The sequence below is a fragment of the Acetobacterium sp. KB-1 genome, from assembly GCF_003260995.1.
Taxonomy (GTDB): Bacteria; Bacillota; Clostridia; order Eubacteriales; family Eubacteriaceae; genus Acetobacterium; species Acetobacterium carbinolicum.
Genome location: NZ_CP030040.1, coordinates 2,435,343 through 2,459,500, shown reverse-complemented (window position 1 = coordinate 2,459,500; position 24,158 = coordinate 2,435,343). Strand labels below are relative to the sequence as shown.

General features: G+C 44.7%; 19 protein-coding genes. 16 read left to right on the top strand and 3 right to left on the bottom strand.

Annotated elements, in window-relative coordinates; translation table 11 throughout:
• Positions 1–12 precede the first annotated feature (12 nt).
• The 9 genes from DOZ58_RS19090 (at position 13) to DOZ58_RS11345 (ending at position 12,414) form a co-directional block, all read left to right on the top strand.
• On the top strand, positions 13–138 hold the full coding sequence (locus DOZ58_RS19090) for a hypothetical protein (RefSeq protein WP_256372195.1): 126 nt from the start codon (positions 13–15) through the stop codon (positions 136–138).
• 395 nt (positions 139–533) lie between these two features.
• On the top strand, positions 534–1,466 hold the full coding sequence (locus DOZ58_RS11380) for a 5'-nucleotidase (RefSeq protein WP_111888392.1): 933 nt from the start codon (positions 534–536) through the stop codon (positions 1,464–1,466).
• Between the two features lie 4 nt (positions 1,467–1,470).
• Positions 1,471–2,982, top strand: coding sequence for a TIGR02677 family protein (locus tag DOZ58_RS11375; RefSeq protein ID WP_111888391.1), 1,512 nt, complete (start codon positions 1,471–1,473; stop codon positions 2,980–2,982).
• On the top strand, positions 2,969–4,114 hold the full coding sequence (locus tag DOZ58_RS11370; protein WP_111888390.1) for a TIGR02678 family protein: 1,146 nt from the start codon (positions 2,969–2,971) through the stop codon (positions 4,112–4,114). Before DOZ58_RS11375 ends, DOZ58_RS11370 begins: the two co-directional genes overlap by 14 nt.
• On the top strand, positions 4,114–8,226 hold the full coding sequence (locus DOZ58_RS11365; RefSeq protein WP_111888389.1) for a TIGR02680 family protein: 4,113 nt from the start codon (positions 4,114–4,116) through the stop codon (positions 8,224–8,226). Before DOZ58_RS11370 ends, DOZ58_RS11365 begins: the two co-directional genes overlap by 1 nt.
• Complete coding sequence (locus tag DOZ58_RS18935; protein ID WP_111888388.1) at positions 8,216–9,490, top strand: TIGR02679 domain-containing protein; 1,275 nt, start codon at positions 8,216–8,218, stop codon at positions 9,488–9,490. Before DOZ58_RS11365 ends, DOZ58_RS18935 begins: the two co-directional genes overlap by 11 nt.
• 63 nt (positions 9,491–9,553) lie before the next feature.
• Positions 9,554–10,723 (top strand): YcjF family protein, encoded by a 1,170-nt coding sequence (locus tag DOZ58_RS11355; RefSeq protein WP_111888387.1) that lies wholly within the window; start codon positions 9,554–9,556, stop codon positions 10,721–10,723.
• Positions 10,716–11,840, top strand: coding sequence for a GTPase domain-containing protein (locus DOZ58_RS11350; RefSeq protein ID WP_111888386.1), 1,125 nt, complete (start codon positions 10,716–10,718; stop codon positions 11,838–11,840). Before DOZ58_RS11355 ends, DOZ58_RS11350 begins: the two co-directional genes overlap by 8 nt.
• 136 nt (positions 11,841–11,976) lie before the next feature.
• A complete protein-coding gene (locus DOZ58_RS11345) occupies positions 11,977–12,414 on the top strand; it encodes a flavodoxin domain-containing protein (protein WP_111888385.1) in 438 nt (145 codons plus the stop codon).
• Positions 12,415–12,663: 249 nt separating this feature from the next.
• Here DOZ58_RS11345 and DOZ58_RS11340 read toward each other — a convergent pair whose 3' ends face one another.
• The 3 genes from DOZ58_RS11340 to DOZ58_RS11330 form a co-directional block, all read right to left on the bottom strand.
• Positions 12,664–13,932, bottom strand: a complete 1,269-nt coding sequence (locus DOZ58_RS11340) for an ammonium transporter (protein ID WP_111888384.1) — start codon at positions 13,930–13,932, stop codon at positions 12,664–12,666.
• A gap of 166 nt (positions 13,933–14,098) precedes the next feature.
• A complete protein-coding gene (locus DOZ58_RS11335; protein ID WP_111888383.1) occupies positions 14,099–14,440 on the bottom strand; it encodes a P-II family nitrogen regulator in 342 nt (113 codons plus the stop codon).
• A 102-nt stretch (positions 14,441–14,542) separates the two neighbouring features.
• Positions 14,543–16,576 (bottom strand): glutamine synthetase III, encoded by a 2,034-nt coding sequence (locus DOZ58_RS11330; RefSeq protein WP_242988707.1) that lies wholly within the window; start codon positions 16,574–16,576, stop codon positions 14,543–14,545.
• A gap of 486 nt (positions 16,577–17,062) precedes the next feature.
• On the opposite strand from DOZ58_RS11330, the gene DOZ58_RS11325 reads away from it, so the two are divergent.
• The 7 genes from DOZ58_RS11325 (at position 17,063) to purE (ending at position 23,899) form a co-directional block, all read left to right on the top strand.
• Positions 17,063–17,290, top strand: a complete 228-nt coding sequence (locus DOZ58_RS11325; RefSeq protein ID WP_111888382.1) for a hypothetical protein — start codon at positions 17,063–17,065, stop codon at positions 17,288–17,290.
• A 510-nt stretch (positions 17,291–17,800) separates the two neighbouring features.
• The gene (locus tag DOZ58_RS11320) at positions 17,801–19,129 is read left to right on the top strand and encodes a glutamine synthetase family protein (protein ID WP_111888381.1); all 1,329 of its coding nucleotides are present in this window, start codon (positions 17,801–17,803) and stop codon (positions 19,127–19,129) included.
• Positions 19,130–19,238: 109 nt separating this feature from the next.
• Positions 19,239–19,811, top strand: coding sequence for an ANTAR domain-containing response regulator (locus DOZ58_RS11315; protein WP_111888380.1), 573 nt, complete (start codon positions 19,239–19,241; stop codon positions 19,809–19,811).
• 142 nt (positions 19,812–19,953) lie between these two features.
• Positions 19,954–20,325, top strand: coding sequence for a DUF2294 domain-containing protein (locus DOZ58_RS11310; protein ID WP_111888379.1), 372 nt, complete (start codon positions 19,954–19,956; stop codon positions 20,323–20,325).
• 179 nt (positions 20,326–20,504) lie between these two features.
• A complete protein-coding gene (locus tag DOZ58_RS11305) occupies positions 20,505–21,683 on the top strand; it encodes a 5-(carboxyamino)imidazole ribonucleotide synthase (protein ID WP_242988484.1) in 1,179 nt (392 codons plus the stop codon).
• Between the two features lie 4 nt (positions 21,684–21,687).
• Positions 21,688–23,289: a phosphoenolpyruvate carboxylase gene (gene ppcA / locus DOZ58_RS11300; protein WP_204355517.1), complete on the top strand. Its 1,602-nt coding sequence runs from the start codon at positions 21,688–21,690 to the stop codon at positions 23,287–23,289.
• Between the two features lie 73 nt (positions 23,290–23,362).
• Complete coding sequence (gene purE / locus DOZ58_RS11295; protein ID WP_111888377.1) at positions 23,363–23,899, top strand: 5-(carboxyamino)imidazole ribonucleotide mutase; 537 nt, start codon at positions 23,363–23,365, stop codon at positions 23,897–23,899.
• The last annotated feature ends 259 nt before the right edge of the window (positions 23,900–24,158 follow it).

Here is a 24,158-nt window from a genome sequence, read left to right as displayed (position 1 = left end):
GAAGAGGGCTCTGTGGATAACTATTCATTTAATCCACAGGGTATGTTGATAACTTTGGGAAATGTGGATGAAATCCGAACATTTGACTCGGTGGAAGCCTCGGCTTTGTGCATTGTTCGGCTTTTAAAGGGGCTATAAACCAAAACCAGGGAAGATATTGTTGCCTTAAATGCCGGTCTGATTCTTTATTGAAGAGACAAGTCACCAAGCATCCGGGAAGGCTATGAAATGGCGCTGGAACACATTCTTAACAGAAATCGGTCATTTTGCTTAAACAAAGGTCGGGCAGGATTCCCTTTACTATCAACCAGTCAGGTGATATGATAAGAATAGAAAATTTAATTTTAGGAACCTTTCTCGTTGAGAAAGGTTCTTTTGGCATGTGGATAAGATTTTAAGGCAAAGAAAAGCAAGAATTACCAACTTATCCACAATTGTCCATAAAATCAACACAATTGTGGATAAGTATTAATCTTTAGACTGATGCATTAAGATTAAAAAATCATTATCAAATAGGAAGATAGGGGAATAACATGCATAAATTTGAAAACTGTTTGGTCGTTGGCATTTCATCCCGGGCGCTCTTTGATCTGGAGGAGGAAAATCAGATTTTTAATGAACAAGGTGTGGATGCCTATACAAAGTATCAGATTGAACATGAGAACGATCTGTTAAAACCGGGAACCGGTTTTGCCTTAATCAAGGCCTTGCTGAAACTCAACGAAGTCGGATCGGAGCAGCGAAAAACTGAAATCATTGTGATGTCCCGAAATAATGCCGACAGCAGTCTGCGCATTTTTAACTCGATCAAGCATTACCAATTGGATATTACCCGGGCGGCCCTGGTTAGCGGTGCGCTACTGTCACCCTATCTGGAGGCTTTTAATACGGATCTCTTTCTTTCCGCCAATGAGGAGGATGTTCAGGAGGCCATTAACGCGGGAGTTGCGGCAGGGATTATTTATACCCAACACCTGGCCTATGAAGAAACCACCGAAATCGATCAGATCCGCATTGCCTTTGATGGGGATGCGGTGCTTTTCTCCGACGAATCGGAACAGATTTATAAAAGTCAGGGCATCGAAGCCTTCCAGGCCAATGAAATAAGAAATGCCAAGAATCCCCTGCCAGAAGGTCCCTTTGCCAAGTTTTTAAAAACCCTCTCGGCGATTCAGAAGGCCTTTGATAAAAATCGGGCGCCGATTCGCACCGCTCTGGTAACAGCCAGAAATGCGCCGGCCCACGAGCGGGTGATAAGGACCCTGCGAGCCTGGGATGTGCGGATTGACGAAGCCTTTTTCCTCGGCGGGATGAGTAAGCAGGAGGTGCTTAAGGCCTTCGGTGCCCATATCTATTTTGACGACCAGGCCATCCATACCGATGCCACCGCGGAGTTTGTACCTTCGGCCCGGGTGCCCTATAAAAATAACGAAGTGAACAATGAAGAAATTAAGGAACGGGAATAATATAATGAAGTTTGAAGTCACCGCAAAACTAACCAGACAAATTGATGAGATGCGCTATCTGACAGCGGAAAATGCCTGGCGCTATCGGAGTATCTTACGTTTTTTTTATACCCAATCTGAGAAAATGAAGAACTGGCTTTATAAGGAAGAGGTCCATGCCGCCTTGCAGGAATATCAGGAGTTTGCGAACTATACTCTGGAGCAGTGCAAGCAGGATCTCGATGTGCTGTTGTCATGGAAAAATCTTTCCGCCTATCAGGATACCGCCAAGGTCGCCACGGTGGAGGAATTCAAAAATAAGCAGTTTCGCTATCAGATGACACCCTACAGTGTCGAAATTGAGCGGCTGACGATCCGGTTAGAGAATCTCTCAATTGAAAGTGCTTCACTGGAACCGACCCTGTTGGAACGGCTCCGCGAAGAACTCAAAAAGCTGCCCCAGGTGGCCAGACTTAGTGAAAAAGAAGCGGGCAGCTGGTGGAGTGGGGTCAACAATGATTTTAAACGCCTCAACCAGAATTATCAGGACTATATCCGCGATCTCTATTCCATTAAAGCCGAGGAAATGATGAAAACCAAGGCCTTTATGGTTTTCAAGGATCGCTTTATTGAATACCTGAGAGACTTTGTCAAAGGGCTACAAAACCATGCCAATGCCATTGAACATATTCTGACCCACCTTCCGCCCAATGCGGTCGAGGCGGTTTTGACCAAGGCGATTGCATATGAACTGTCGATCCCACGAATTGAAGCCGACATCGATGCCGCCGGCATCCGCGACAACATTATTGGCCGCTGGGACAATCTCAATGCCTGGTTTTTAGGTGAACATGGCAACCCCAGCGAAGCCGCCAAGCTGCTAGAGATCACCAACGATATCATCCGCAAAATTACCCGTTATGCCGCCCAGATTTCAGAGAGCCGCAGCAGTGCGATGAATCGCAAGGAAGAATACCGGAAGCTGGCTGAGCTTTTTGATGCCTGTAATGACATCAAAGAAGCCCATCAGCTGTCCAGCCTGTCCTTTGGCCTTTTTCAGATGAAGCACCTAAAGTCTGACCAGTTTAGAGAAACCGAGAGCATCAACAGCCAGATCTTTGAAGAAATGCCGGGCAGCACCCTGTTAAAGCCACGGGTTCGGGGCTTTAAGGAAAAAGCCCAGCGGAATCCGATTCGCAGCCATGCCGAAAAAAAGGCGGCCATGAAAAAAAAGATCCAGATGATCCGCGAAATCGAGAAAAAAACGATGGCCAGTTATCTGCTTGATGGCTGCATAGATTTTGAAAAACTGCCGGTGATTGAGGGCCATGTCCGGACTACCCTGCTGAAATGGCTTGGCAAGGGGATCGCCAGTAGCGATAAAAAAGCAAAAACCGAGGATGGCCGGATCTTTCAGGTCGAGATCCCGGGGGATCGCCGCCGTCGCTGTCTGTTGCGCTGCGACGATGGCAATCTTGAAATGCCGGCCTACGTGATTCGCTTTTTGGACGAGGAGGTTCAGGATGAAAGAGCTTGAAATACTGCTCGACCAATACTGGGTAGTTAAGGATGACAACAAGGACTTATTTTATCAGGTTAAGGACAGCATCCCGCAGTTTAAGAATTTCTTGAGTGACAAGCTGGGTTATGGACTGGTGATCAACCAGCACCTGATCAAGCTGGAAAAAATTCCCGGTTCAGCCGAGCCCTTTATGGGCATTCAGGCCTTTACCGATAGGATCGAATACGTGCTCTTGTGTCAGTTGTTGATGTTTTTAGAAGACCGTTCCCGGGATGAACAATTTGTCTTATCAGAAATTACCGAATTCATTGTTGGTAACCCGATTGGCAAGGAAAAAATCGACTGGACGCTGTTTAGCCACCGGAAGCATTTCATCAAGGTGCTGCGTTTTGCCCAGGAGCTTGGTTTGATGCAAATTAACGATGGTGATGATCAGAAATTTGCCCAGGATGATGGTGCCGAGGTCTTATACGAAAGTACCGGCTTGTCCCGCTATCTGGTGCGCCATTTTACCGCCGATATTAACGATTTTACAAGCGTCCGAGATTTAGAAAACGCCGAATGGGGTGACCTCAATGCCGATCGCGGCGTGATCCGGCGGCAGCGGGTTTACCGCAAGCTGCTAATGGAGCCAGTGGTTTATTCCCAAGGGGCTGATGATGTCGATTATGATTATATCAAGAAGCAGCGCGGCCTGATTGAAGCTGACTTTTTAAAATATCTGGAATACCCCCTTCATGTGCACAAAAACGGAGCACTGTTGTTGGTGCCGGCGGATAAAAATCTTAAGGATGGTTTTCCCAATACCAAAGCAATCTGCGATATTACGCTGCTGTTTTGTGCCCTGATTCGGCGCCGACTTGAGACAAAAAAACTGCGCCTGAATGGCTCCGGGGCAATCCGGCTGTCGCGGGTGGCCTTTGATTTGCTGGTGACAAAATTAAAGCAGGAAACCGGGGGTAATTGGAGCAAAGAGTATCGGGAAATGACGGCAGCCACCCTATCAGATCATCTGCTTTCTTATATGGAAGACTTTAAGATGCTGGCTCAGGCTGATGATCAACGCGAAATTGAGATCCTGCCGCTAGCCGGTAAACTGACCGGAAGCTACCCCGATCAGGTGGCGGAAAAAAATGGTGAAAAATAATGGAAAAAAATAATCAAAACAAAAAAAGGCAGGACAACCGCTGGGTAATCAATCGGGCAGGACTCGTAAATTTCTGGTATTATGATGAGGAGACCTTTGATTTTTCTAATGGCCGGCTGCTCTTGCGTGGCTCAAACGGTTCGGGAAAATCGGTAACGATGCAGAGCTTTATTCCGCTGCTGTTAGATGGCAATAAAAGTCCCGAGCGGCTCGATCCCTTTGGTTCTAAAGCCCGAAAAATCGAGAACTATATTCTTGGCGAAGATGAAAACAGTAAGGAAGAATCGATCGGCTATTTGTTTATGGAATTCAAAAAGAAACACTCCGATAACCTGGCCACCATTGGCATGGGCTTTAAGGCTAAACGGGGAAAACCGCTGAACTCCTGGGGCTTTGCCATCACCGATGGCCGGCGGATTGGCGAGGATTTCTTTTTATACAAACAGATGGGTGAAAAAATACCGCTGACCATGCGGGAGCTGGAAAACCGGATCGGGACGGGAGGACAGGTGGTCGAGGGTCAGAAAAACTACATGAAGCTGGTCAATGACCTGATCTTTGGTTTTGATGATCTGGAGGAATACGATGAGCTGGTCAAATTGCTGGTGCAGCTGCGCAGTCCCAAGCTGTCCAAGGACTTTAAACCGACGGTTATCTATGAGATCATGGAAAACTCATTGCAACCCTTGTCTGAAGACGATCTGCGGCCGATGTCTGAGGCGATCGAAAACATGGATAACATTAAGAGTCGACTGGAGGTATTAAAGGAGTGTAAGGGTGCATCTGACCGCATCCGCCATGCCTTTGACCGCTATAATCAGTTTATTGTGGTGGACAAGGCCCGGTATTATAATGAGGCCCATCAAGAATTGACTGAGCAACAAAAACGCCAGGAAAAAATTGGCCGCGAGATTAGCTCAACCACGAACGAAATTGAAAAACTGGAACAAATGATCACGGATCTGGCCATCCAATTAGAAACGCAGCAGGAAAAAAGGCAGGAATTGGAAGCCCATGACAGTGTTGTGATCCGTGAAAAAATCATCAAAATTGAAGAAGAAATCGAGCAAAAAAACCGTCAGCGGCAAGAAAAAGACCAACACCACGAGACCAAAAGACAGCAGGAGCGAGAGCTCGATAATCAGATTTCTGGCTACCGCCAGGAAGTGGAAGCCGGGGAACAAGCGATTTGCCGGCAACTGGCTGAGATGGATGAGCTGGCTGAAGCCTTTGCTTTTGATGAACACGCCTTTACCCGCGATGAAATCACCAAAGCACTGTCCGAAGCCTATGATTTTACCTATATCAGCAATACCCTGAGCGCCCATACCCAGACGATTGGCCAGGCGATCAAGGCGATAGAAAAGCAACAGCAGATCGCCGATAGCTATGAAAAACTATTGCTGGAGCTGGAGATGCTCAAAAAAGAACAGCAGGAAAAAGAGCGCTTACTCGAGCAAGCTAACCGCCAGTTAGTCGAAATTCAGGATGAAACCATCGAAAAACTGCATCTTAACAATCAGCACAACCAGGAATACATCATCCCGGCCGAGGGTTTGAGTCAATTGGCCCGGGAAATCCGGCAGTTTGGTCCGGACGCCAATGTCAACAGCATTGCCGGAATCCTGCAGGACCAGTACCATAATCAGGAAGCGATCAAACGCGAGCTGCTGTATAGCGAACAATCGCTTTGGAATCAGATTGATGCGGAAAGAAAATCGAAACAGGCCGAAATTGAGGCCTGGCAAAAGCTTAAAGATCCCGAACCACTAAGAGCCGATAAGGTCACCGAGAACCGCAAAAAACTGGTTGAGCTGGGGATTCCCCATGTGCCGCTGTATCAGGCACTAGACTTTATTGAGGGGATCGATGAAAAAAACCAGGCCGCGATTGAAGAAGCAATGGCCGATATGGGGATTCTCGATGCCCTGATTGTACCGGCAGCTCAGCGGGAAAAACTGCTGGCAATGCCAGGGCTTAGTGGTGATCACTATCTTTTCCCCGAGCCCCAGTTTATGGTTCATACCATTAACCAGTACCTCAAAGTTGATGACGCCCTCATCGCTATTTCTAAAGAAGAGGTGGTCAGTGTGATAAATAGTATCCTGATTGATCATACCCACCACACCCATATCGATGAAAAGGGCAATTATCGTTTAGGCATCTTATGGGGACGAGCGACCGGTAAGGAGACCGCCCGATTTATTGGTGCTTCTGCCAGAATCAAATATCGGGAAGAAAAACTAAGTTGTCTTAAAGCGGAGCTAAGTGAGATTAGCGACCGGTTAGCGGCAAAGACGCAAATCCTTAATCAGATCAAGACCGCCTTAGCGCTACTTAAGCAGGAGTTCACAGCCAGCTTTGATCCACAAGATTTGATTACCGCTGCCACAGTCGTCAAGCAGGCCGGATTTGATGCCCAGATGAGCGATAAGGCGCTGCAAAAAAAGAATGACGAAGAAAAAAGCTGTTATCACCAGCTCCAGCAGATCAAGGAAACCGTTCACCGGATTACCCTTCGGATCACCCTGCCCCAGGATTTAAAAACCTATGAAGAGGCTCAGGCCGCGGCGATTAGCTATGGCAGCGAACTGCACCGGCTGGAAAAAATCACCATTTTGCTGCAGCACAGTCTTGGGAGTCTGCGGGTAGCCGAAAACCGTTATCAGGAAATCTTACAGGAAATTGATGACCTCCTTTATGAGATCAATCAGCTTAATCAAAGTCGGTCAGCGATGGAAATCACTCGGGTAAACCTAAATGAACAATTGCAACTGACCGATTATCCGGCCATCCAGGCAGAATTGGAACACTGCTTGAAGGCCTTAAAGACCCTGCCCAAAGAAAAAGAGGAAGCCGTTAAGATACTAGAGCGGCAAAAGCTGGGGCTAGAGCGTTTTTATGAGGAAGAGGCGGCGGTTAAAAGAACCCTGTTATTGACAGCAAAGCGCTTTCAATTGATGGAAGATGCCTTTACCGAAGAACTGGCGCTAGGCTATCTGATCCGGCGAACTGAAGCCCCACTGGCCGATCAGGCTCGCGAGTTGATCCAAAAAAATCCCCAGTCGGAGAAACAGAACAAGGAGCAGATTACCCTGCGGCTGATGGAAATCTTTAAAGACAACAGCCAGTATCTGCGTGAGTATGCCGTTAACAGTCAGTATGTCTTTGAAGATCAGCCGCTTGATGAGGAAAATGATCGCTTCAAGCAGGTTTGGGATTTGCGGCGTCGGATGAATATCACCGCCAGGGTCGCTGGTAAGGTGGTTAACTTTTATGATTTATCAGATCACCTGAAAGACAGTCTCGACGAAACCGATAAACTCCTAAAAGAAAGTGACCGGGAATTGTTTGAAGATATTCTGGTTAAAAATATCAGTAAAAAAATCAGTGCCCGGATTTTTCACAGCGAAAAATGGGTAGATAACATGAATAAGCTGATGGAAAAAATGGATACCTCGATGGGTCTTAGCTTTAGTCTAAAATGGGCCAGTAAAAAAGCCGAAACCGAAGAACAGTTAGACACCAAAAAGTTGGTCAACCTACTAAAAATGGACGGTAATCTCTTGCGTGATGAGGATCTTGCTGCCCTTTCTGAGCATTTTCGCTCAAAAATAGCCCTGGCCCGACGCACCCTCGAAGACAAGGGCGTTAATCTGACCTTCCATTCAATTATGCGGGATATTTTAGATTACCGGAAATGGTTTGAGTTTAAGCTCTTTTTCAAGAAAACCGGCCAACTCAGTAAGGAACTGACCAATAACGGCTTCTTTAAATTTAGTGGCGGGGAAAAAGCCATGGCCATGTATGTACCCTTATTTTCAGCGGTTAACGCCCGCTATGAAGCCGCTGGCAAAGAAAGCGCCCGGATGCTTTCGCTTGATGAGGCCTTTGCCGGGGTCGATGAGCAAAATATCCGTGATATGTTCCGGCTCCTGAACGAGCTGGATCTCAGCTATATTATTAACTCGCAGATTCTCTGGGGGGATTATGATACGGTCGATTCACTGGCAATCAGCGAGCTGATTAGGCCAGACAATGCCGATTTTGTCACCGTACTCAATTACCACTGGAACGGCAAGCTGCGAAGGCTGGTGATCGATGATGCCTGATGAGTTTGCCGCTTATCTCAAAGATAGCCCGGGCTATCGCCGAATCATCAAACAGATTCGCGAAAAATATGAATCACTCGGTCATCTCGGTGGCACCATCTATTTAGATAAGATCAGCGACGACGAGCGGGCAGTGCTTAGAAGCCTGTTTAAAAAGAACTATCTCCAGAAAAGTGCCAGCTTCTCAGTCGAAAAATTTATCAAGGCCTTTGAAAGCACCCGCTATCGGGGGAGTGATTTTGAAGCGGTATTGAGCTGCTATTATGGCGAAAAGCTGAGCTGGAAAAAGGATGTGCGAAGTCAGTATCAAGACCAGAAAGGTCAATATTTTGAAGATATAATCAAGCTCTTTAAAGAAACCCCGGCAGGCTTGTGGCTGGAAGCGGTGCTGGTTAATAAAAATAATGCCTATTCCCTGCTTAATTTAAAGTATAACGAAGACCCTGAGTATTTAAGAAGTTTGCTGACTCAGGTTTGTCAGGGATTAAATCAATCGGTGACGGAAACAGAAAAGGTGCGGCTGGCACTTTTTGCCTCGCAAGTTACCAAAGATCCCCATGCCTTTGATATGAACCGTGATGGTGGGCGGTTGCTGCTTTACGCATTAGCCAGCTATTATAAGCTTAGTTATCCGCAAAATGCCGAAGCCCAGATGGAACTCTTATACCAGGCTGGTCTGATTTACGATGAGGTTTCCAATTACACCATTTGTCGGGGGATTCAGGCTTATGCAGGCGATAAAATCCATTCGGGTTGGGCGGGCTTTGCTAATTGCAGTGAACCACTGCACGTCTCGCTTTGGAATATTGGCATGATCGACCGGGTTACTTGCGTCAACAAGCGGGTTTTTGTTTTTGAAAACCCGACCGTCTTTAGTGAGGTGGCCGGGCTGCTGGAGAACCAGCCCGCCGCCCTGATTTGTTCGGCTGGTAACGTCAAGGTGGCAAGCTTATTGCTGTTAGATAAAATCGCCCAGAGTGGCAGTGACATTTATTATAGTGGCGACTTTGATCCGGAAGGGCTGGCGATTGCCGATAAACTCAAAAAAAGATACGGCGAAAAATTGATCTTATGGCATTTTACCCCGGAATCTTATCAGAAGATCCAGTCAAAAAAGATGATCTCAGCAGCCCGTTTAAAAAAGTTGGAAAAGATTGAAGCACCGGAATTAATAAGGTTAGCACAAGCGATTAAAAAATCCGGCTATAGTGGCTATCAGGAAATGATGGTTGATATTTATTTGCAGGATATTTTAAGGGGCTAGAACAGTTCGCGGTTAGTTAGCTAGAATTAGAGAACAATTAGAGAACAAGAAAGAGGGAACAAAATGAAAGACTATCGACCCGATGATTTTGATTTTAATAAAACCCTTGGCGAAATCAGTGCCGGCATCAAAAAACCAAACATCCTAATCTGTGGTGCCACCGGTGCTGGAAAAAGTTCGGTGGTGAATTATGTTTTTGGAGCGGCGATGGCGCAAATTGGCCACGGCATTCCGGTGACCCGGGGAATTAGCAAGTATCAGCGGGAAGATACCGGGGTGGTTCTTTATGACACCGAAGGCTACGAGATCGGCACTGAAAAAATATCGAAATACAAGGCGAATGTCGAAGACTGGGTAAATGAATCTTTTGCAGCCGCTACTAAACCGGCTGCAAAAGATCAACCCGAGCTTGCTCTTAGCAACCAGATTCATGAGGTCTGGTATTGCATTTCAGCTGGCAATAAACGCGTAACCGATATGGATATCGATGTGATCCAGATGCTAAGAGCAAAAAAGCTGCCAGTGGCGGTGGTGCTAACCCAGATTGATAATCTCGATGCCGAAGAATTGCAGGCGATGGAAGCGGCGATTAGAAATCATTGTCAGGTCGAATTTTTCCGTACCAGTGTCTCAGACGATCCCGCCGTGATTGCGGCGCTACAGGATTATCTGCAATGGGATGAGTTGATCAGCTGGGCAATCGAGCATCTGGATGAATCGCTGCGGGAAGGTTTTATCAGTGCCTTAAAAGGCAATCTTGAGGCTAAAAAAAGACTGATCAATCATAAGATTATCCCCTTGTATACCAGTGCGGCGGCAGCGGTGGCACTCACCCCGATCCCCTTTTCGGATGCGGCGCTGTTGGTGCCGATCCAGATTAAGATGTCGCTGCACATCATGAAAACCTATGCGCTGGACCAGAAGCTGGGGAATCTGTCCTCGCTGGTGGGGTCAGTAGTCGTTTCTGAATCTGGTCGGTTACTGGCGCAAACTCTCAGTGCCAACCTCTTCAAACTGATTCCCGGGGTAGGAACAGCCATTGGTACCACCGTCAACACCGTGGTGGCATCTAGTTTTACTGCCGCGATGGGTTATGCTATTTCGGAGATCTGCTTTCGCTGTGCCACTGCAGTATTTGAAGAAGGCAAAGACATCGACTGGGCCGACTATTTTAATGGCGAGAATATTGCCAACTTAATGTCGGAATGGTTCAAGGCCAGCCGGCATGGCTAAAGGCTGCGAAAGCAATGTTCTGATCCTCGGAAAAAGCGGGGTCGGGAAAACATCACTGTGTAATTATATTTTTGGCGCTGATGTCATGAAAACCGGAGCCGGACGGCCGGTGACCGGGATGGGAATCTTTAAAGAAACGATCGAGTTGAGTCCCGAGTTGACCCTCCATCTCTACGACTCCTGGGGTCTTGAAGCGGATAAATCCGAAAGCTGGAAAGCCCTGATTCAGGAAGTCCTTAATCAACATGATGTCCGCGAGATTAAGGACTGGTTTCACACCATTATTTATTGTTTATCAGCCAAATCTGCCCGGGTGGAAGACTTTGATCTGGAAATGATCAAGGCTCTGGGCAAGGATGGCAACCCGGTGTTGGTGGTACTAACCCATTGCGATGTGATGAATGTCGAAAAGGCTATTGGAGCAATGCGCGCAGCGATCATTAACAAGACCGGGGTACAAAATCAGGATATTGTCGAGGTATCCAGCCATGCTAAACAATTACTCAGTGGTAAGCAAACCGAAGTCTTTGGCAAGGAAAAAATCATTCATCGGATCAAGGTTAATCTGCTCGATTCGATTTCAGGCAAGATGCCGCAAATACTTCTAGCGATCGGCCAGGAAAAAATAAATCAGTGGTTTAAAGATTGTCAGGAAGTGGTACAAAAGCAGGTTGGCTTTTTAAACCCGACCTCAGAAAAAAAAGAAACCAGTCGCAATGAATTTTTTGATGTCTACGCGCAAGATATTTTTGATGAGATTAACAAGGAGTCGGATGCGCTTTTCAATGAGGCCTATGAATTCTATCGCGCTTTTAGCAGTCAATTTTCGGGGAATGCCCTGGTGGAAGTGACAGACAGGCAGAAGAAACCTCAGATTACGCACTTTCAGATAAAAAAGAGTGGAAAAATTCGAAACTCGATTGCCGGGGCGGTTCTACTGGCCATTCCAGTCATGGGACTGCTGGGGAAATTTGCCCTCCAGGAAAAAACCCGAGCCTATTATCGTCAAGGGCTGCGACAAAACAAGGCCTTACTGGAAGACCATCTGCAGATCTGTGCCCAGATCCTGGCTGAGGAATTAAGAAAAATTAATTTGGGATTAGAAATTGAAGATTGAAGATTGAAGATTGAAGATTGAAGATTGAAGATTGAAGATTGAAGATTGAAGATTAAAGATTGAAGATTAAATGAGTTTTTTTTGGGGTAAATAATGAGGCAAACCTAAATTCATGCATTAAGAAGGAGAGACTGAGATGGAACTGTTAGACAAAATTGGCGTAATCTATTGGAGTTATAAAGAAAGCACTGAGATTATGGCTGAAAAAATATCCAATGGCATTGATGAAGCCGGCGCTAAAGCGATTTTAGTCAACGTGGTTGACTTTGATTTAAAAAGTATCGATAGCTATTTTAAAATTGCCCTGGGTTGTCCGGCGATGGAAGGGGAAGGCCTTGAAAAAACCGAATTCGAACCTTTTTTTAAGGCGATTTCTGGTCATCTGAAAGGGAAAAAGGTCGCGCTCTTTGGCTCCCATGGCTGGGGTCAAGGTGAGTGGATGGCAGAGTGGGAAAACCAGGTAAAGGATCTCGGTGGCATTTTATTTGACCAAGGGCTGACCATCTTAGGAGAACCCGATAAAGCGGGCCGCCATCGTTGCGTTGAGTTTGGCAAGGCCTTTGCCAAATTTTAGAATTGGCATCATCAAGGAATTATTTAACCCTAGCATGAAAGCGATCAATTAATTAAAGAAAAACAAAAGGAGAAAAGCCCGGGAAGAAAAAACTTCCCGGGCTTTTTGTCACAACATTAGGTTTAAAATCATTGATTAGGGCACGGTGGGGGATTTCGAGCGGGGGTGTTCGAAACTCTCAAGCGGCTTTGATCATAATTTTAAAAAGCAAACACTTAAAAACATTTAAATACTTTAGGGCTAAATACTTTAGTTCATCCGGCTGACAAAGTCAGAGTATGCTTCAATACCGTGTTCATGAACGTCAAGACCTTCAATTTCAACAACTTTTTCAACCCGTAGACCGACGGTTTTCTTAAGACCATAGAAGAGCAGGAAAGCGGTGCTCAGGGTCCAAGCCGCTACTGCAACCACACCAATCGCTTGGACGGTTAGCAAATCAATCCCACCGCCGTATAATAAACCAAGAATTGCATCTTCGGTTCCTGGCAGATAATTGGCAAAAACACCAACCATCAAGGTTCCGACAACACCGTTCATCCCATGAACTGCAACCGCACCAACAGGATCATCAATCCGCAGTTTTTGATCGATAAAGGGAATGCCAAAGGTGATTACGATCCCGGCGATGATCCCGATCAGAAGGGCACCGTAGACATCGACAACCAGACATCCGGCGGTGATGGCAACGAGTCCGCCAAGGACACCATTAAGGGTCATTGAAATATCCGGTTTTTTGTAACGGATCCAGGTTAATAACATAACGGTCAGTCCACCCGCTGCGGCCGCCAGGTTAGTGGTCATGGCGATATGGCCGATATCCAGGGTAACCGCCAGAGTACTGCCGGCATTGAATCCAAACCAGGCAAACCAGAGAATGAAGACCCCAAGCGCACCAAGGGTTAAACTGTGACCGGGAATGGCATTGGCTTTGCCATCTTTGTTGTATTTACCAATCCGCGGGCCGACAATAATGGCACCCATCAGGGCTGTCCAGCCACCAACCGAGTGAACAACGGTAGAACCGGCAAAGTCAACAAATCCCATATCACCGAGGAATCCGCCGCCCCATGCCCAGTGTCCGACAACCGGGTATATAATCAGGCTGATAAAGGCTGAAATAACACAATAGACAGAAAATTTGGTTCGTCCGGCAACAGCACCCGATACAATCGTCGCTGCGGTGGCACAGAAAACCGTTTGGAAAAAGATAAACAATTCAGGGGTAACAGCATCAAAGGCACCGACATTGGTCAAGTCCTGGGGAGCAAAGAAACCACCCATCCCGATGAAGCCGGCTACGTCTGGTCCGAACATGAAGCCAAAACCAAACAAAAAGAAAAGGATTGAGCCGATCATAAAATCGACAAAGTTTTTCATGATGATGTTCCCGGCATTTTTAGCTCGGGTAAAGCCGGTTTCAACCATTGCAAAGCCAGCTTGCATAAAGAAGACCAGTACAGCGGCCAGAAAGACCCAGACGATATCAAGATATTGTTGCAGTTCTAATAATTCCATAATAATAACCTCTCTTAATAAATTGAATCAAGCAAATCAAAAATCGCAAATAAAAACATATAAATAGAAACAAAATAACTCAATAGGGTATAAAAAAAGAAGACAGCTTTAATATGGGATTAAAACCTATCTCCTTTGATAGTTTAGCTTACTTATTCTATTCATATTAGATTGCGCCAACGCCATGATCACCAGTACGAATACGAATGACATCTTCGACATCATAGACGAAAATTTTGCCACCGCCAATTTCATCATCATTTGCCAGTCGGTCTTTAATAATCTTAATGATAATTCCGGCAGTTTCGGCATCGGTTACGGTTTCAACCTTTATTTTTGGTAGAAAATTGACGGTATAGGCCGTCCCGCGATAGGATTTCTGATAACCCTTCTGGTTTCCAAATCCCATAATATTGGTAATCATCATCCCCTGCACGTCACAGGTATTGAGGATTTCTTTGAGATCTTCCAGTCTTTCGGGTTTAATAATTATTTCAAGCTTTTTCATTTGAACCTCCTTATAGTTTAAGATGAATGAATAACTGGGGGAGGGGTAAAAACCCCGACCCCTATTATTTTTAGATTGATACTTTTTTAATTGGGAGTTTAATTATACGTAGAATAAAATATCTTCGTAGGTTGGGAATGGCCAGTATTTTTCAGCGGTGATTTCTTCAAGGCTATCAGCAGCGAACCGCAGGGCAACCATGGCAGGAATTACTTTTTCACAGAAATAGTTGGCTTCAGCTTGTTCAGATTCGCATTCTTCGGCAGCAGCCAGGGTTGATTCAAGCGTATCGGTGGCCTTGATGAAGGTGCCAAAGAGGGTCGACAACCTTTCAGCTAATAGCGTTTCGGCCGTCACATCAATCGATCCAAGGGCTTTTTTAACGCTCAGGGTATCAACCACTTCTTTGCTATAGGTGACGATCGCAGGGGTTATTTCCCGTTTTGCCAGGCTCAGCATCGTTAAGGCTTCAATATTGATCGTTTTGATGTATTCTTCTAGTAGAATTGACTGGCGAGAATCCATTTCGGCCGGGGTGAAAATATTATGTCGACCAAATAAGGCAACATTCTTTTCAGAAGTAAATTCGGCTAATGCTTCCGGCGTTGTTTTTAAGTTTGGCAGACCGCGTCGAGCTGCTTCTTCAACCCATTCTTCGGAGTAGTTATTGCCATTAAAGACAATTTTTTTATTGTCTTTAACTGATTTTTGGAGTAAGGCTTCGAGGGCTGCTTCAAAATCATCCGCTTTTTCGAGGACATCCGCATAATCAGCTAAAACATCAGCAACGATGGTATTCAAGGTAATATTTGGACCAGCAATCGATTGGTTGGAACCAAGCATTCTAAACTCAAATTTGTTACCGGTGAAGGCAAAAGGAGAGGTTCGGTTTCGGTCTGTTGTATCTTTGATAAAGTTTGGCAGACTCTTAACGCCAAGTTGCATGACCAGGTCTTTTGCTTCGGTGACTGGCTCTCCCGTTTCAATCGATTTAAGAACTGCCGTTAACTGTTCACCAAGGAAAACTGAAACGATCGCTGGCGGTGCTTCATTGGCTCCTAAACGATGATCATTTCCGGCTGTGGCGACAGAGATACGCAACATCTCACTGTATCGGTAAACCGCTTCAATGGTAGCGCAAAGGAAAACTAGGAATTGCTTATTGTCAGCCGGGTTATCACCGGGTGTTAACAGGTTTTCGCCAGTATCGGTGGACATCGAAAAATTGTTGTGTTTTCCGGAACCGTTAACCCCATCAAATGGTTTTTCATGCAATAAACAGGCCAGATCATGACGATAAGCAACCCGTTGCATAAATTCCATAATCAGTTGGTTGTTGTCGGTGGCGACATTAGTGTTGGTAAAGATTGGCGCCATTTCATGTTGGGCCGGGGCGACTTCATTATGTCGTGTTTTAGAAGCAATCCCAAGACTCCAAAGTTCGCGATCCAGCTCTGCCATATAGTTGGCAACACGACCACGGATGCGCCCGAAATAGTGGGTTTCCATTTCCTGACCTTTGGGTGGTTTGGCACCAAAGAGGGTTCGGCCAGTCAGGATTAAGTCTTTACGTTTTTTAAACATATCCCGTTCAACCAGGAAGTATTCCTGCTCAGCGCCAATGGTGGTGGTTACTTTTTTGACATCTTTACCAAAAAGCTTTAAGATCCGTTTGGCATTATCATTAAGGGTTTCCATTGATCGTAACAGTGGTGTTTTCTTATCCAGAACCTCACCAGAGTAAGAACAGAAAATAGTTGGGATATAAAGGGTCGTGCCTTTAATAAAGGCGTAGGATGTTGGATCCCAGGCGGTATAACCACGCGCTTCAAAGGTTGCTCTTAGTCCACCGGATGGGAAAGATGAAGCATCTGGTTCACCCTTGATCAGTTCTTTACCAGAGAACTCCATAATGACTTTACCGTCTTCAGTTGGGTTGATAAAGGCATCGTGCTTTTCAGCCGTAATGCCAGTCATTGGCTGGAACCAATGCGTGTAATGAGTAGCACCCAATTCTAAAGCCCAATCTTTCATGGCGTTTGCCACAACTTCAGCGACGTTTTCTTCTAGAGGTAAATCCTCTTTCATTGTTTTTAACAGGGAAGCGTAAATGTGCTTTGGTAAGCGCTTGCGCATCACACCAGAGTTAAAAACTCTTGATCCGAAAAGTTCGGATACATTTTCACTAATTGGCACGTTTGTGTCCTCCTAAAATATAATTTGTATAATTATAACATATATGGCACCATTGTCAGATATGTTAAAATAAAAGCTTAGAAAAATTAAATAGAAAGTGGCTAAAAAAAAAGCGCCTCAGAGAAGCGTTCATCACACTCTCAAAGCACCATTGCTATCGCCACTCTCGTGACTAGTATTACAATATTAAATTTAAACTTATTATAGACGATCAAAACTCGCTTGTAAAGTAAAATTTACAAGAAATTACATGTAATGGTTATCAACTTATAAAGCTTGCAGGAATGATTTACAAAAACAAAGTCCTACTATATAATAGATATCATATAGAACTGAGCATAATAGAAAAAGCAAGTGATTAGAAGTGATACTGTTTACGGCTGGCATAGGCCAAATCATTGTTTAGTAATAGAAAGGAAAGCAAAAATGAGTATTGAGTTTAAAATGGATGAAGAAAAACATGTTAAAGTACTGGATGCCTTGTTAGGGGATGCAGATTTGATGATGGCTTTAAATGAAGCTAAAGACTTTGAAGCGGGTTATCGGCTGATTGCAGAACGGGTGCCAGGCTTAAGTCTTGAGGAATTTGCCGGTTCGATGGAAATGCTAAGACAAATTGTTCTGGCGCAAATGGAAAAAGGCCCGGTTCAATAAGGTAAACCTGAGATTCTACTAAGATAAAGCCCTTTAGACTAGCGGTTTAGAGGGCTTTTATCAATAATGTGAAACTGAAAACCTTGTCAGTCAAAATAAAGTAAAAATAAATTGAAACTGTAGCAGAAATGTGTTTTAATGATAAGACTAACACACTAAGTACATTGTATACAAAAATAGAATAAGAACTCTTATAAAGAACAAAGGCGTTCGATCCTCCTGTTAAAAACAGAGGGGATCAATTAGCATGTTCTTTTTTGTATTTGCTGCAGTGGAACAGAACCTGTGGATTTATCAAATTAATGGGTAGAAGTTTAGAAAACATCCGACAAACTGGTGTTGATAGAGTTACTTATGATAGTTTTCATATTACGGTTGATGTTAAAGAAATAGTGATTTAATGCAGTGACTATGTTTATAGAAGCAGCTTATGTTATAAAAGTGATTGATGATGGAAGCGTAACAATAACAATCAATGCTGCTTCTGATTAAAATAAGTGGAGGTTTAGAATGAGCTTAGCGAAAAATATAATTGAAGCGATGAAATTTATTGAAGCGAATGATGTAAAATTCATTCGTCTTCAGTTTTGCGATCTCTTTGGACAAAATCGGAACATTGCCATTACGCCGATGCAGATGGAACGGGCATTAGCCAGCGGGATTCCTTTTGATGCGTCCTTAGTGGTTGGTTTTCCCGAATCCCGGCAAACAGACCTGGTTTTATGCCCGGACATCACGACCATTCAGCTCTTGCCTTGGCGTCCCCAGCAAGGCAAGGTCGCCAGAATTCTCTGCGATATTCGCTATCCCAATGGCGAAATTTTTACTGCTGACAGCCGCTATATCCTAAAGCAAACGCTCAAGCGGGCAGAGGCTTTGGGGTATCAGTTTAATACCAGTGCTGATTGTGAATTTTATCTTTTTAAGCAAGATGAAAACGGCGATCCGACCACTATTCCGACTGATCAGGCTGGATATTTTGACCTGGCGCCCTATGATCGCGGGGAAAATACCCGTCGCGAAATTTGCCTGACCCTCGAGGACATGGGCTTTGAAATAGAAAGTTCCCGTCATGAAGCCGGCCGCGGACAACATGAAATTGACTTTAAATATGACGATGCCCTTTCCTCGGCCGATAAGATCATGACCTTTAAAACGGTGGTAAAAACGGTCGCCCAAAGAAACGGGGTGCATGCGTCATTTTTACCCAAACCGCTGGTTGATGAACCGGGCAGTGGCATGCACATTCACGTTTCCTTATCCAAAGATGGCCATGATATTTTTGAAAACAATGGTGGCCTGCTCGGAGCAGAGGCCGGACACTTTATCGCTGGGGTATTGGCCCATGTTAAAGGGATGACGGCAATCGCCAATCCCCTGGTCAACAGTTACAAACGCTTAACCGGTGGTAAGGAAGCCCCCCGCCACATCGGCTGGGGCTTTGGTAACCGCAGCTCGCTGATCCGGATTCCGATGGAATCCGATGAGTATTATCGCTTTGAACTGCGCGGACCAGATCCTACCTGCAATCCCTACCTGACCTTTGCCCTGATTCTGGCCGCTGGCCTTGAAGGGATTGAGCAGCAGATGGTCTTAATGGACGAATTAAAACTCGGCGAAGAGGAGATCAGCAAAGACCCGGTGGCAGCCGATACCATCCAAGAACTGCCGATTACCTTAATCGATGCCTTGACTGAAATGGCGGCAGACCCGCTGATAAAATCGGTACTGGGAGAAGAGCTGACCGAAAAATTCATCGAGCTGAAAACGGCCGAGTGGATGGACTATATCAAAACCGTTCATCCCTGGGAAATCGATCGCTACCTCTTAACTTATTAACAGCATAATATTTAAATGAATCATATTTAAATGGATCATATTTAAATGGATCATATTTAAATGGATCATATATTAAATGCATCATATTCTACGGCAGGAGGTGAAGGGGATGAGCAGCGTATTATTGGTATGTAAACAAGATGACGTCATCCGTGGTCTGGCGGATATTTTACGGCCGATGAATTTCCAACTGATTGACTCGGCCAATTCAGCAGCCGAAGGCCGGCGGAGACTTCAGGAAATTGAATATGATCTGGTGATCGTGAACACCCCTTTAGGCGATGAATTCGGAGTCGATTTTGCCGTTGATATTCTGGAAAAATATATGGTTGGGGTGATCCTGATCGTCAAAAGCGAACTGGTCGATCATGTTGAAGAAAAACTGATCGATACAGCAGCTTTTGTAGTGCCGAAACCGCTGAACCGGCAATTACTGGTTCAAAACGTCCGCTTTGTCTGTCAGTCGCGGGAAAAAATCCAAAGGCTGCAAAGTCAGAACCAGGCCTTGAAAGCAAAAATTGACGACCTCGGGATTGTCTATCGGGGAAAACTCTTCCTGATGGGGCATTTGAATATGACCGAAGATCAGGCCCATCGCTATATTCAAAAGAAGGCCATGGATATGCGAACATCGCCCCGCAAGGTGGCCGAACAGATAATCAAAACCTACGATAAAAAGTAAGATGAAGAACCATATTAATTAAGAAATCTTAAGTTGTCTAATAATAATTGAAAATTTCATATTAGTTATGATATACTTATGTAAACAAATGAGTTGTCAATGAGATTGGCGGTTTATCTGAATCCTGTTTGGAGGAATATCAGTGACAAAAGGACAAATTGAAGCGAAAATAAGCGAGGCAATTAGTAAGTTTGAAATTGAACAAATGGGAAGAGGACCAGACAAAATCAGAACCATTATTTTTCAGGATTTGATTATTGTCAGGCTGACTGGTTTTTTAAGTACCTCAGAAAAAAGCCTGGCTCAAAACAAAGAGGGCGTTGAACTGATAAAAAAAGTCCGAACGGCCTTGTTTGAAAATGCCCAGGAATTACTGATTGAAACGATAAAATCGGTGATCGATGTCGAAATTATCAGTACCTATTCCGATGTTAGTACCAAAACCGGCGAAAAAATAATAGCAATTGTTGCTGATCGTGATATTGAAGAAGATTTAAAAAACGACGCTAAGTAATTGTATTATAATGATTGTAGTATAATGATTGAATGATAAGACTAAGTTAAAAAATCAAGTTAAATAATGAGTGTTGGAAGATAGCTTGAAGGGTTAGAAACCAGTCAAAAAATAAGCCAACAGCAAAACTTTTATAAAAGTTTTGCTGTTGGCTTTTTGTTTAAAATCGGGAGGTTAAAGTGATAGATAGAAAAATAATAAAGCGCTTAGATTCGCCATCAACCATTGGGGTTATCGGTGGCGGACAATTAGGCAGGATGTTGGTGCTAGAAGCCAAGCGATTGGGCTTAAATGTGATTGTGCTAGATCCCAAACCAAATTCGCCGGCTGGTCAAGTTGCCGATTTTCAAATGGTTGCGGAATTTGATGATTTAACCGCACTTAAGGTACTGGCGCTAAAAACCGATGTATTGACCTATGAATTTGAACATATTGATGTGGGGTTGTTAGAAATCCTTGAACAAGAGGGCAACGCCATCTATCCCGGCGCAAAAACACTGGCTATGATTCAAAATAAATACCGACAAAAATCACGCTTGCGAAATATCGGCATTGACGTTCCGGATTTTCATCTAATTGAAAACCTCGACCAGCTGGTTGCGGCCTTTGACCAGTTAGATCAAAAGATGGTCTTAAAAACCTGCACCGGTGGTTACGATGGCAAGGGCAGTCGCGTCATTACCGAGCGCTCTGAACTAGAGCAAGCATTTCTAGAGTTTGGCAGCTATGGTGTGATGGCAGAGGAATTGATTGATTACGACAAGGAAGTTTCGATCATTTTTGCCATCAATCCCGATGGGATGAAGTTTTATCCGGTCGCCGAAAATATCCATCATCAGGGGATTCTGATCAATTCCTTTGTGCCGGCAAATATCTCCACTGAAGTTGAGCAGCGCATCCAGACAATCGCCGCCAAGATTGCCCAAGAAATAGATGATTATGGGGTTTTCTGCATCGAATTTTTTATTGATAGGAGTGCCAATATTTTTGTCAATGAAATTGCCCCGCGACCACATAATTCAGGTCATTATTCAATTGAAGGGTGCATTACCTCACAATTTGAACAGCTGGCGCGAATCATAACCGGGATGCCGCTGGGATCGACCGAGCTGAGATTACCCTGTGCGATGTTTAACATCTTAGGCAGTGACGCGACAACCGGCAAATACCAGATCAGCGGGATTGATCGATTGATGGCGCTGACCGATTGCCACTTGCATTTATATGGCAAGCCGGAAACCGGAGAATTCAGAAAAATCGGCCACCTAACAGCAATGGCTGATTCGGTGGCAGCAGCAAATATCAAAGCGAAAGAGGCCTTGAGCCTCATCAAAATAAATAGTTTAAGGAGTGCCTGAGATGATCAAAATTCCCAGTAGCATGGCGACCCAACACCCTGATAACGCCAACCGGTATATTACCATCCAACAAGAACCCGACGAAGCCATTCAAGGACTGACCAGTCAGGATCAGGGTGGATTAGGAATTGAAGAAATAATGATTGATTTTGAAGGTAAATTGACACCCTATCATCAAACCTCACAAATAGCCTTAGGTTTAATTGGTCAAGGGATCATCCCTGGCCAAACAGTGGCGATAACCCCGAGAATTCCCAACGCCAAAAAAGAGCCGATCTTTAGACAACTGATGAGTATTATGTCGCTGGTCGAGACCAACGTGCTCGCCTATCAGCAAACATCGGTACAGGCGATCACAGAAACGGTGGTGCCAATGGTTGAAACAGGGATTGAATTGATCCATTTACAAGAACGGATTAACTCGGTCATCGAACTGGGAAACAAAAATTACGATATACAATTTCCGCTCAATAGCATTAGAATCATACCGCTGATTGAAAGTGTCCCTGCCCTTGTCAATGTCGATGAGATTTTGGATGACTATTATCAAAATTCGATCAGTAACGGGAATCGCTTTGATCATTTAAGAATCATGTTTGCCAAGTCCGATTCGGCGATGTCGTATGGCATGATGGCATCGGTGCTGGCGGTATTGATTGGCATTGATAAATCGCTGAAATGGGGGCAATTAAACAAGGTCGAGATTTCACCAATTTTGGGATGCGGTGCCCTGCCCTTCAGAGGTCACTTCACCGCAGAAAATTTAGAACGGATCTATGAGACCTATGCCGGGGTCAAAACCTTCACCATCCAATCAGGACTACGCTATGACCATGGCGAAGAAAAGACAAAAGCGGTTGTCAACAGTCTTAAAAACAATTGCGAAAAACGGAAACATCGAAAATTTTCACTAGCAGATATTGAAGTGATGAAAGAGTGCATTGGGATCTTCACCAAGTATTATATCGACACCTTTGTAAAAACGATCAATATCGTCGGCCAGCTCGCAAAGTATATGCCTAAAAATAGGGATCGGCTGGCAAGTAAAAAAGCAGGGTTGGAATACATCAGAGAAATTGCCAATATGCAGGATATCGCCGATCTGGTGGCAGATCGGGATTTAAAAAATGAACTTTTGCAGATCAATACAAATGTCAAATGCACGGTGCCAAGAGCGATTTCTTTTACGTCGGCGATGTATACACTCGGTCTGCCGCCGGAGTTTGTCGGTATGGGCAGGGGCTTGCAAGAAGTTCAGGGTAAATATGGTGCGGATGGGATTAACAGACTGATCGATTTTTATCCCCAGCTGCGAGCAGATCTCGCCTTCGCGGCCCAATATGTCGATGTTGAGATATCCAAAGGAATCATTGATGAAAGTGCCCGGTTAGCTTATCAGAGTGACTATAAGCTGGCCTGTGAAATATTGGAGATAGAAAAGCTTGTTAATGATGAAAATGCCCTATATCATATGCTAATGCATTCGATCAAACCGATTATTGTCCACTTAATCGGCAAAGAAGAAACCGGTAAGGAACAGGAAGAAGAAAAAATCCTCAATGATTGGATCATAAAAATGGCGACAATCAGAGGTAGCCTGGGCTAACGCCGAGAGCTCATAAGAGCCCATCAACAATAAACGGGTCAGCAATGAATGGGAATGAAAGGAAATAGTGAAGATGATAGATAAAAATAAGCCTACAGCAGCGCCAATGGTGGCGATTATTATGGGCAGTAAATCAGATCTAAGGGTCATGAGTCAGGCGGCTCTGATCCTGGAAAAATGCCAGGTGCCCTATGAAATAAAGGTCGTTTCAGCCCATCGCACACCCGACCGAATGGTTGACTACGCCAAAAATGCCCAACCACGAAAGCTCGAGGTGATTATCGCCGGAGCCGGCGGTGCAGCCCATTTGCCGGGGATGGTTTCCGCCTTGACGATGCTGCCGGTCATTGGGGTGCCGGTAAAATTAGCGGAATTGGATGGGTTGGACTCGCTGCTGTCGATTGTCCAAATGCCCAAGGGGGTGCCGGTCGCAACGGTGGGAATTAATAACGCCAGGAATGCCGGAATTTTAGCAGCCCGGATATTGGGAATAAAATACCCGGAGATTAGAGCGAGATTGGAAAGCTATTTGAGTAGTGAAAATAAAAAGGTTGCTTATGATCTGGCCGAGGATTTACAAGAATATTTAGAAGCAGCAGAAAAAAACTAGAATAATAAGGCATCCAATGCAGCAAGAAGGCCGATCAGATTGCGCTTATTGGTGGTGTCAAGGCTGAGCAAGAATTAACACAGATTGTGGCAAAAAAGCTTCCGCGAATCATGAAAACAATATCATCGAAATTTAAAAAAAAAGATAGATCAATTCTTGTGACTTTATGTTATAATACTATGGGTAAAAATGATCCAAAAGTGTAAAAATTAAAAGAGAATTTGAGTCATAGTATAGATAAGAAATACAGTTGTTCTGA

Bases quoted from the DNA above. Each gene is read 5' to 3' on its own strand.
- DOZ58_RS11380 (WP_111888392.1), top strand. From the start codon at position 534: ATGCATAAATTTGAAAACTGTTTGGTCGTTGGCATTTCATCCCGGGCG.
- DOZ58_RS11375 (WP_111888391.1), top strand. From the start codon at position 1,471: ATGAAGTTTGAAGTCACCGCAAAACTAACCAGACAAATTGATGAGATG.
- DOZ58_RS11370 (WP_111888390.1), top strand. From the start codon at position 2,969: ATGAAAGAGCTTGAAATACTGCTCGACCAATACTGGGTAGTTAAGGAT.
- DOZ58_RS11365 (WP_111888389.1), top strand. From the start codon at position 4,114: ATGGAAAAAAATAATCAAAACAAAAAAAGGCAGGACAACCGCTGGGTA.
- DOZ58_RS18935 (WP_111888388.1), top strand. From the start codon at position 8,216: ATGATGCCTGATGAGTTTGCCGCTTATCTCAAAGATAGCCCGGGCTAT.
- DOZ58_RS11355 (WP_111888387.1), top strand. From the start codon at position 9,554: ATGAAAGACTATCGACCCGATGATTTTGATTTTAATAAAACCCTTGGC.
- DOZ58_RS11350 (WP_111888386.1), top strand. From the start codon at position 10,716: ATGGCTAAAGGCTGCGAAAGCAATGTTCTGATCCTCGGAAAAAGCGGG.
- DOZ58_RS11345 (WP_111888385.1), top strand. From the start codon at position 11,977: ATGGAACTGTTAGACAAAATTGGCGTAATCTATTGGAGTTATAAAGAA.
- DOZ58_RS11340 (WP_111888384.1), bottom strand. From the start codon at position 13,932: ATGGAATTATTAGAACTGCAACAATATCTTGATATCGTCTGGGTCTTT.
- DOZ58_RS11335 (WP_111888383.1), bottom strand. From the start codon at position 14,440: ATGAAAAAGCTTGAAATAATTATTAAACCCGAAAGACTGGAAGATCTC.
- DOZ58_RS11330 (WP_242988707.1), bottom strand. From the start codon at position 16,576: ATGCGCAAGCGCTTACCAAAGCACATTTACGCTTCCCTGTTAAAAACA.
- DOZ58_RS11325 (WP_111888382.1), top strand. From the start codon at position 17,063: ATGAGTATTGAGTTTAAAATGGATGAAGAAAAACATGTTAAAGTACTG.
- DOZ58_RS11320 (WP_111888381.1), top strand. From the start codon at position 17,801: ATGAGCTTAGCGAAAAATATAATTGAAGCGATGAAATTTATTGAAGCG.
- DOZ58_RS11315 (WP_111888380.1), top strand. From the start codon at position 19,239: ATGAGCAGCGTATTATTGGTATGTAAACAAGATGACGTCATCCGTGGT.
- purE (WP_111888377.1), top strand. From the start codon at position 23,363: ATGATAGATAAAAATAAGCCTACAGCAGCGCCAATGGTGGCGATTATT.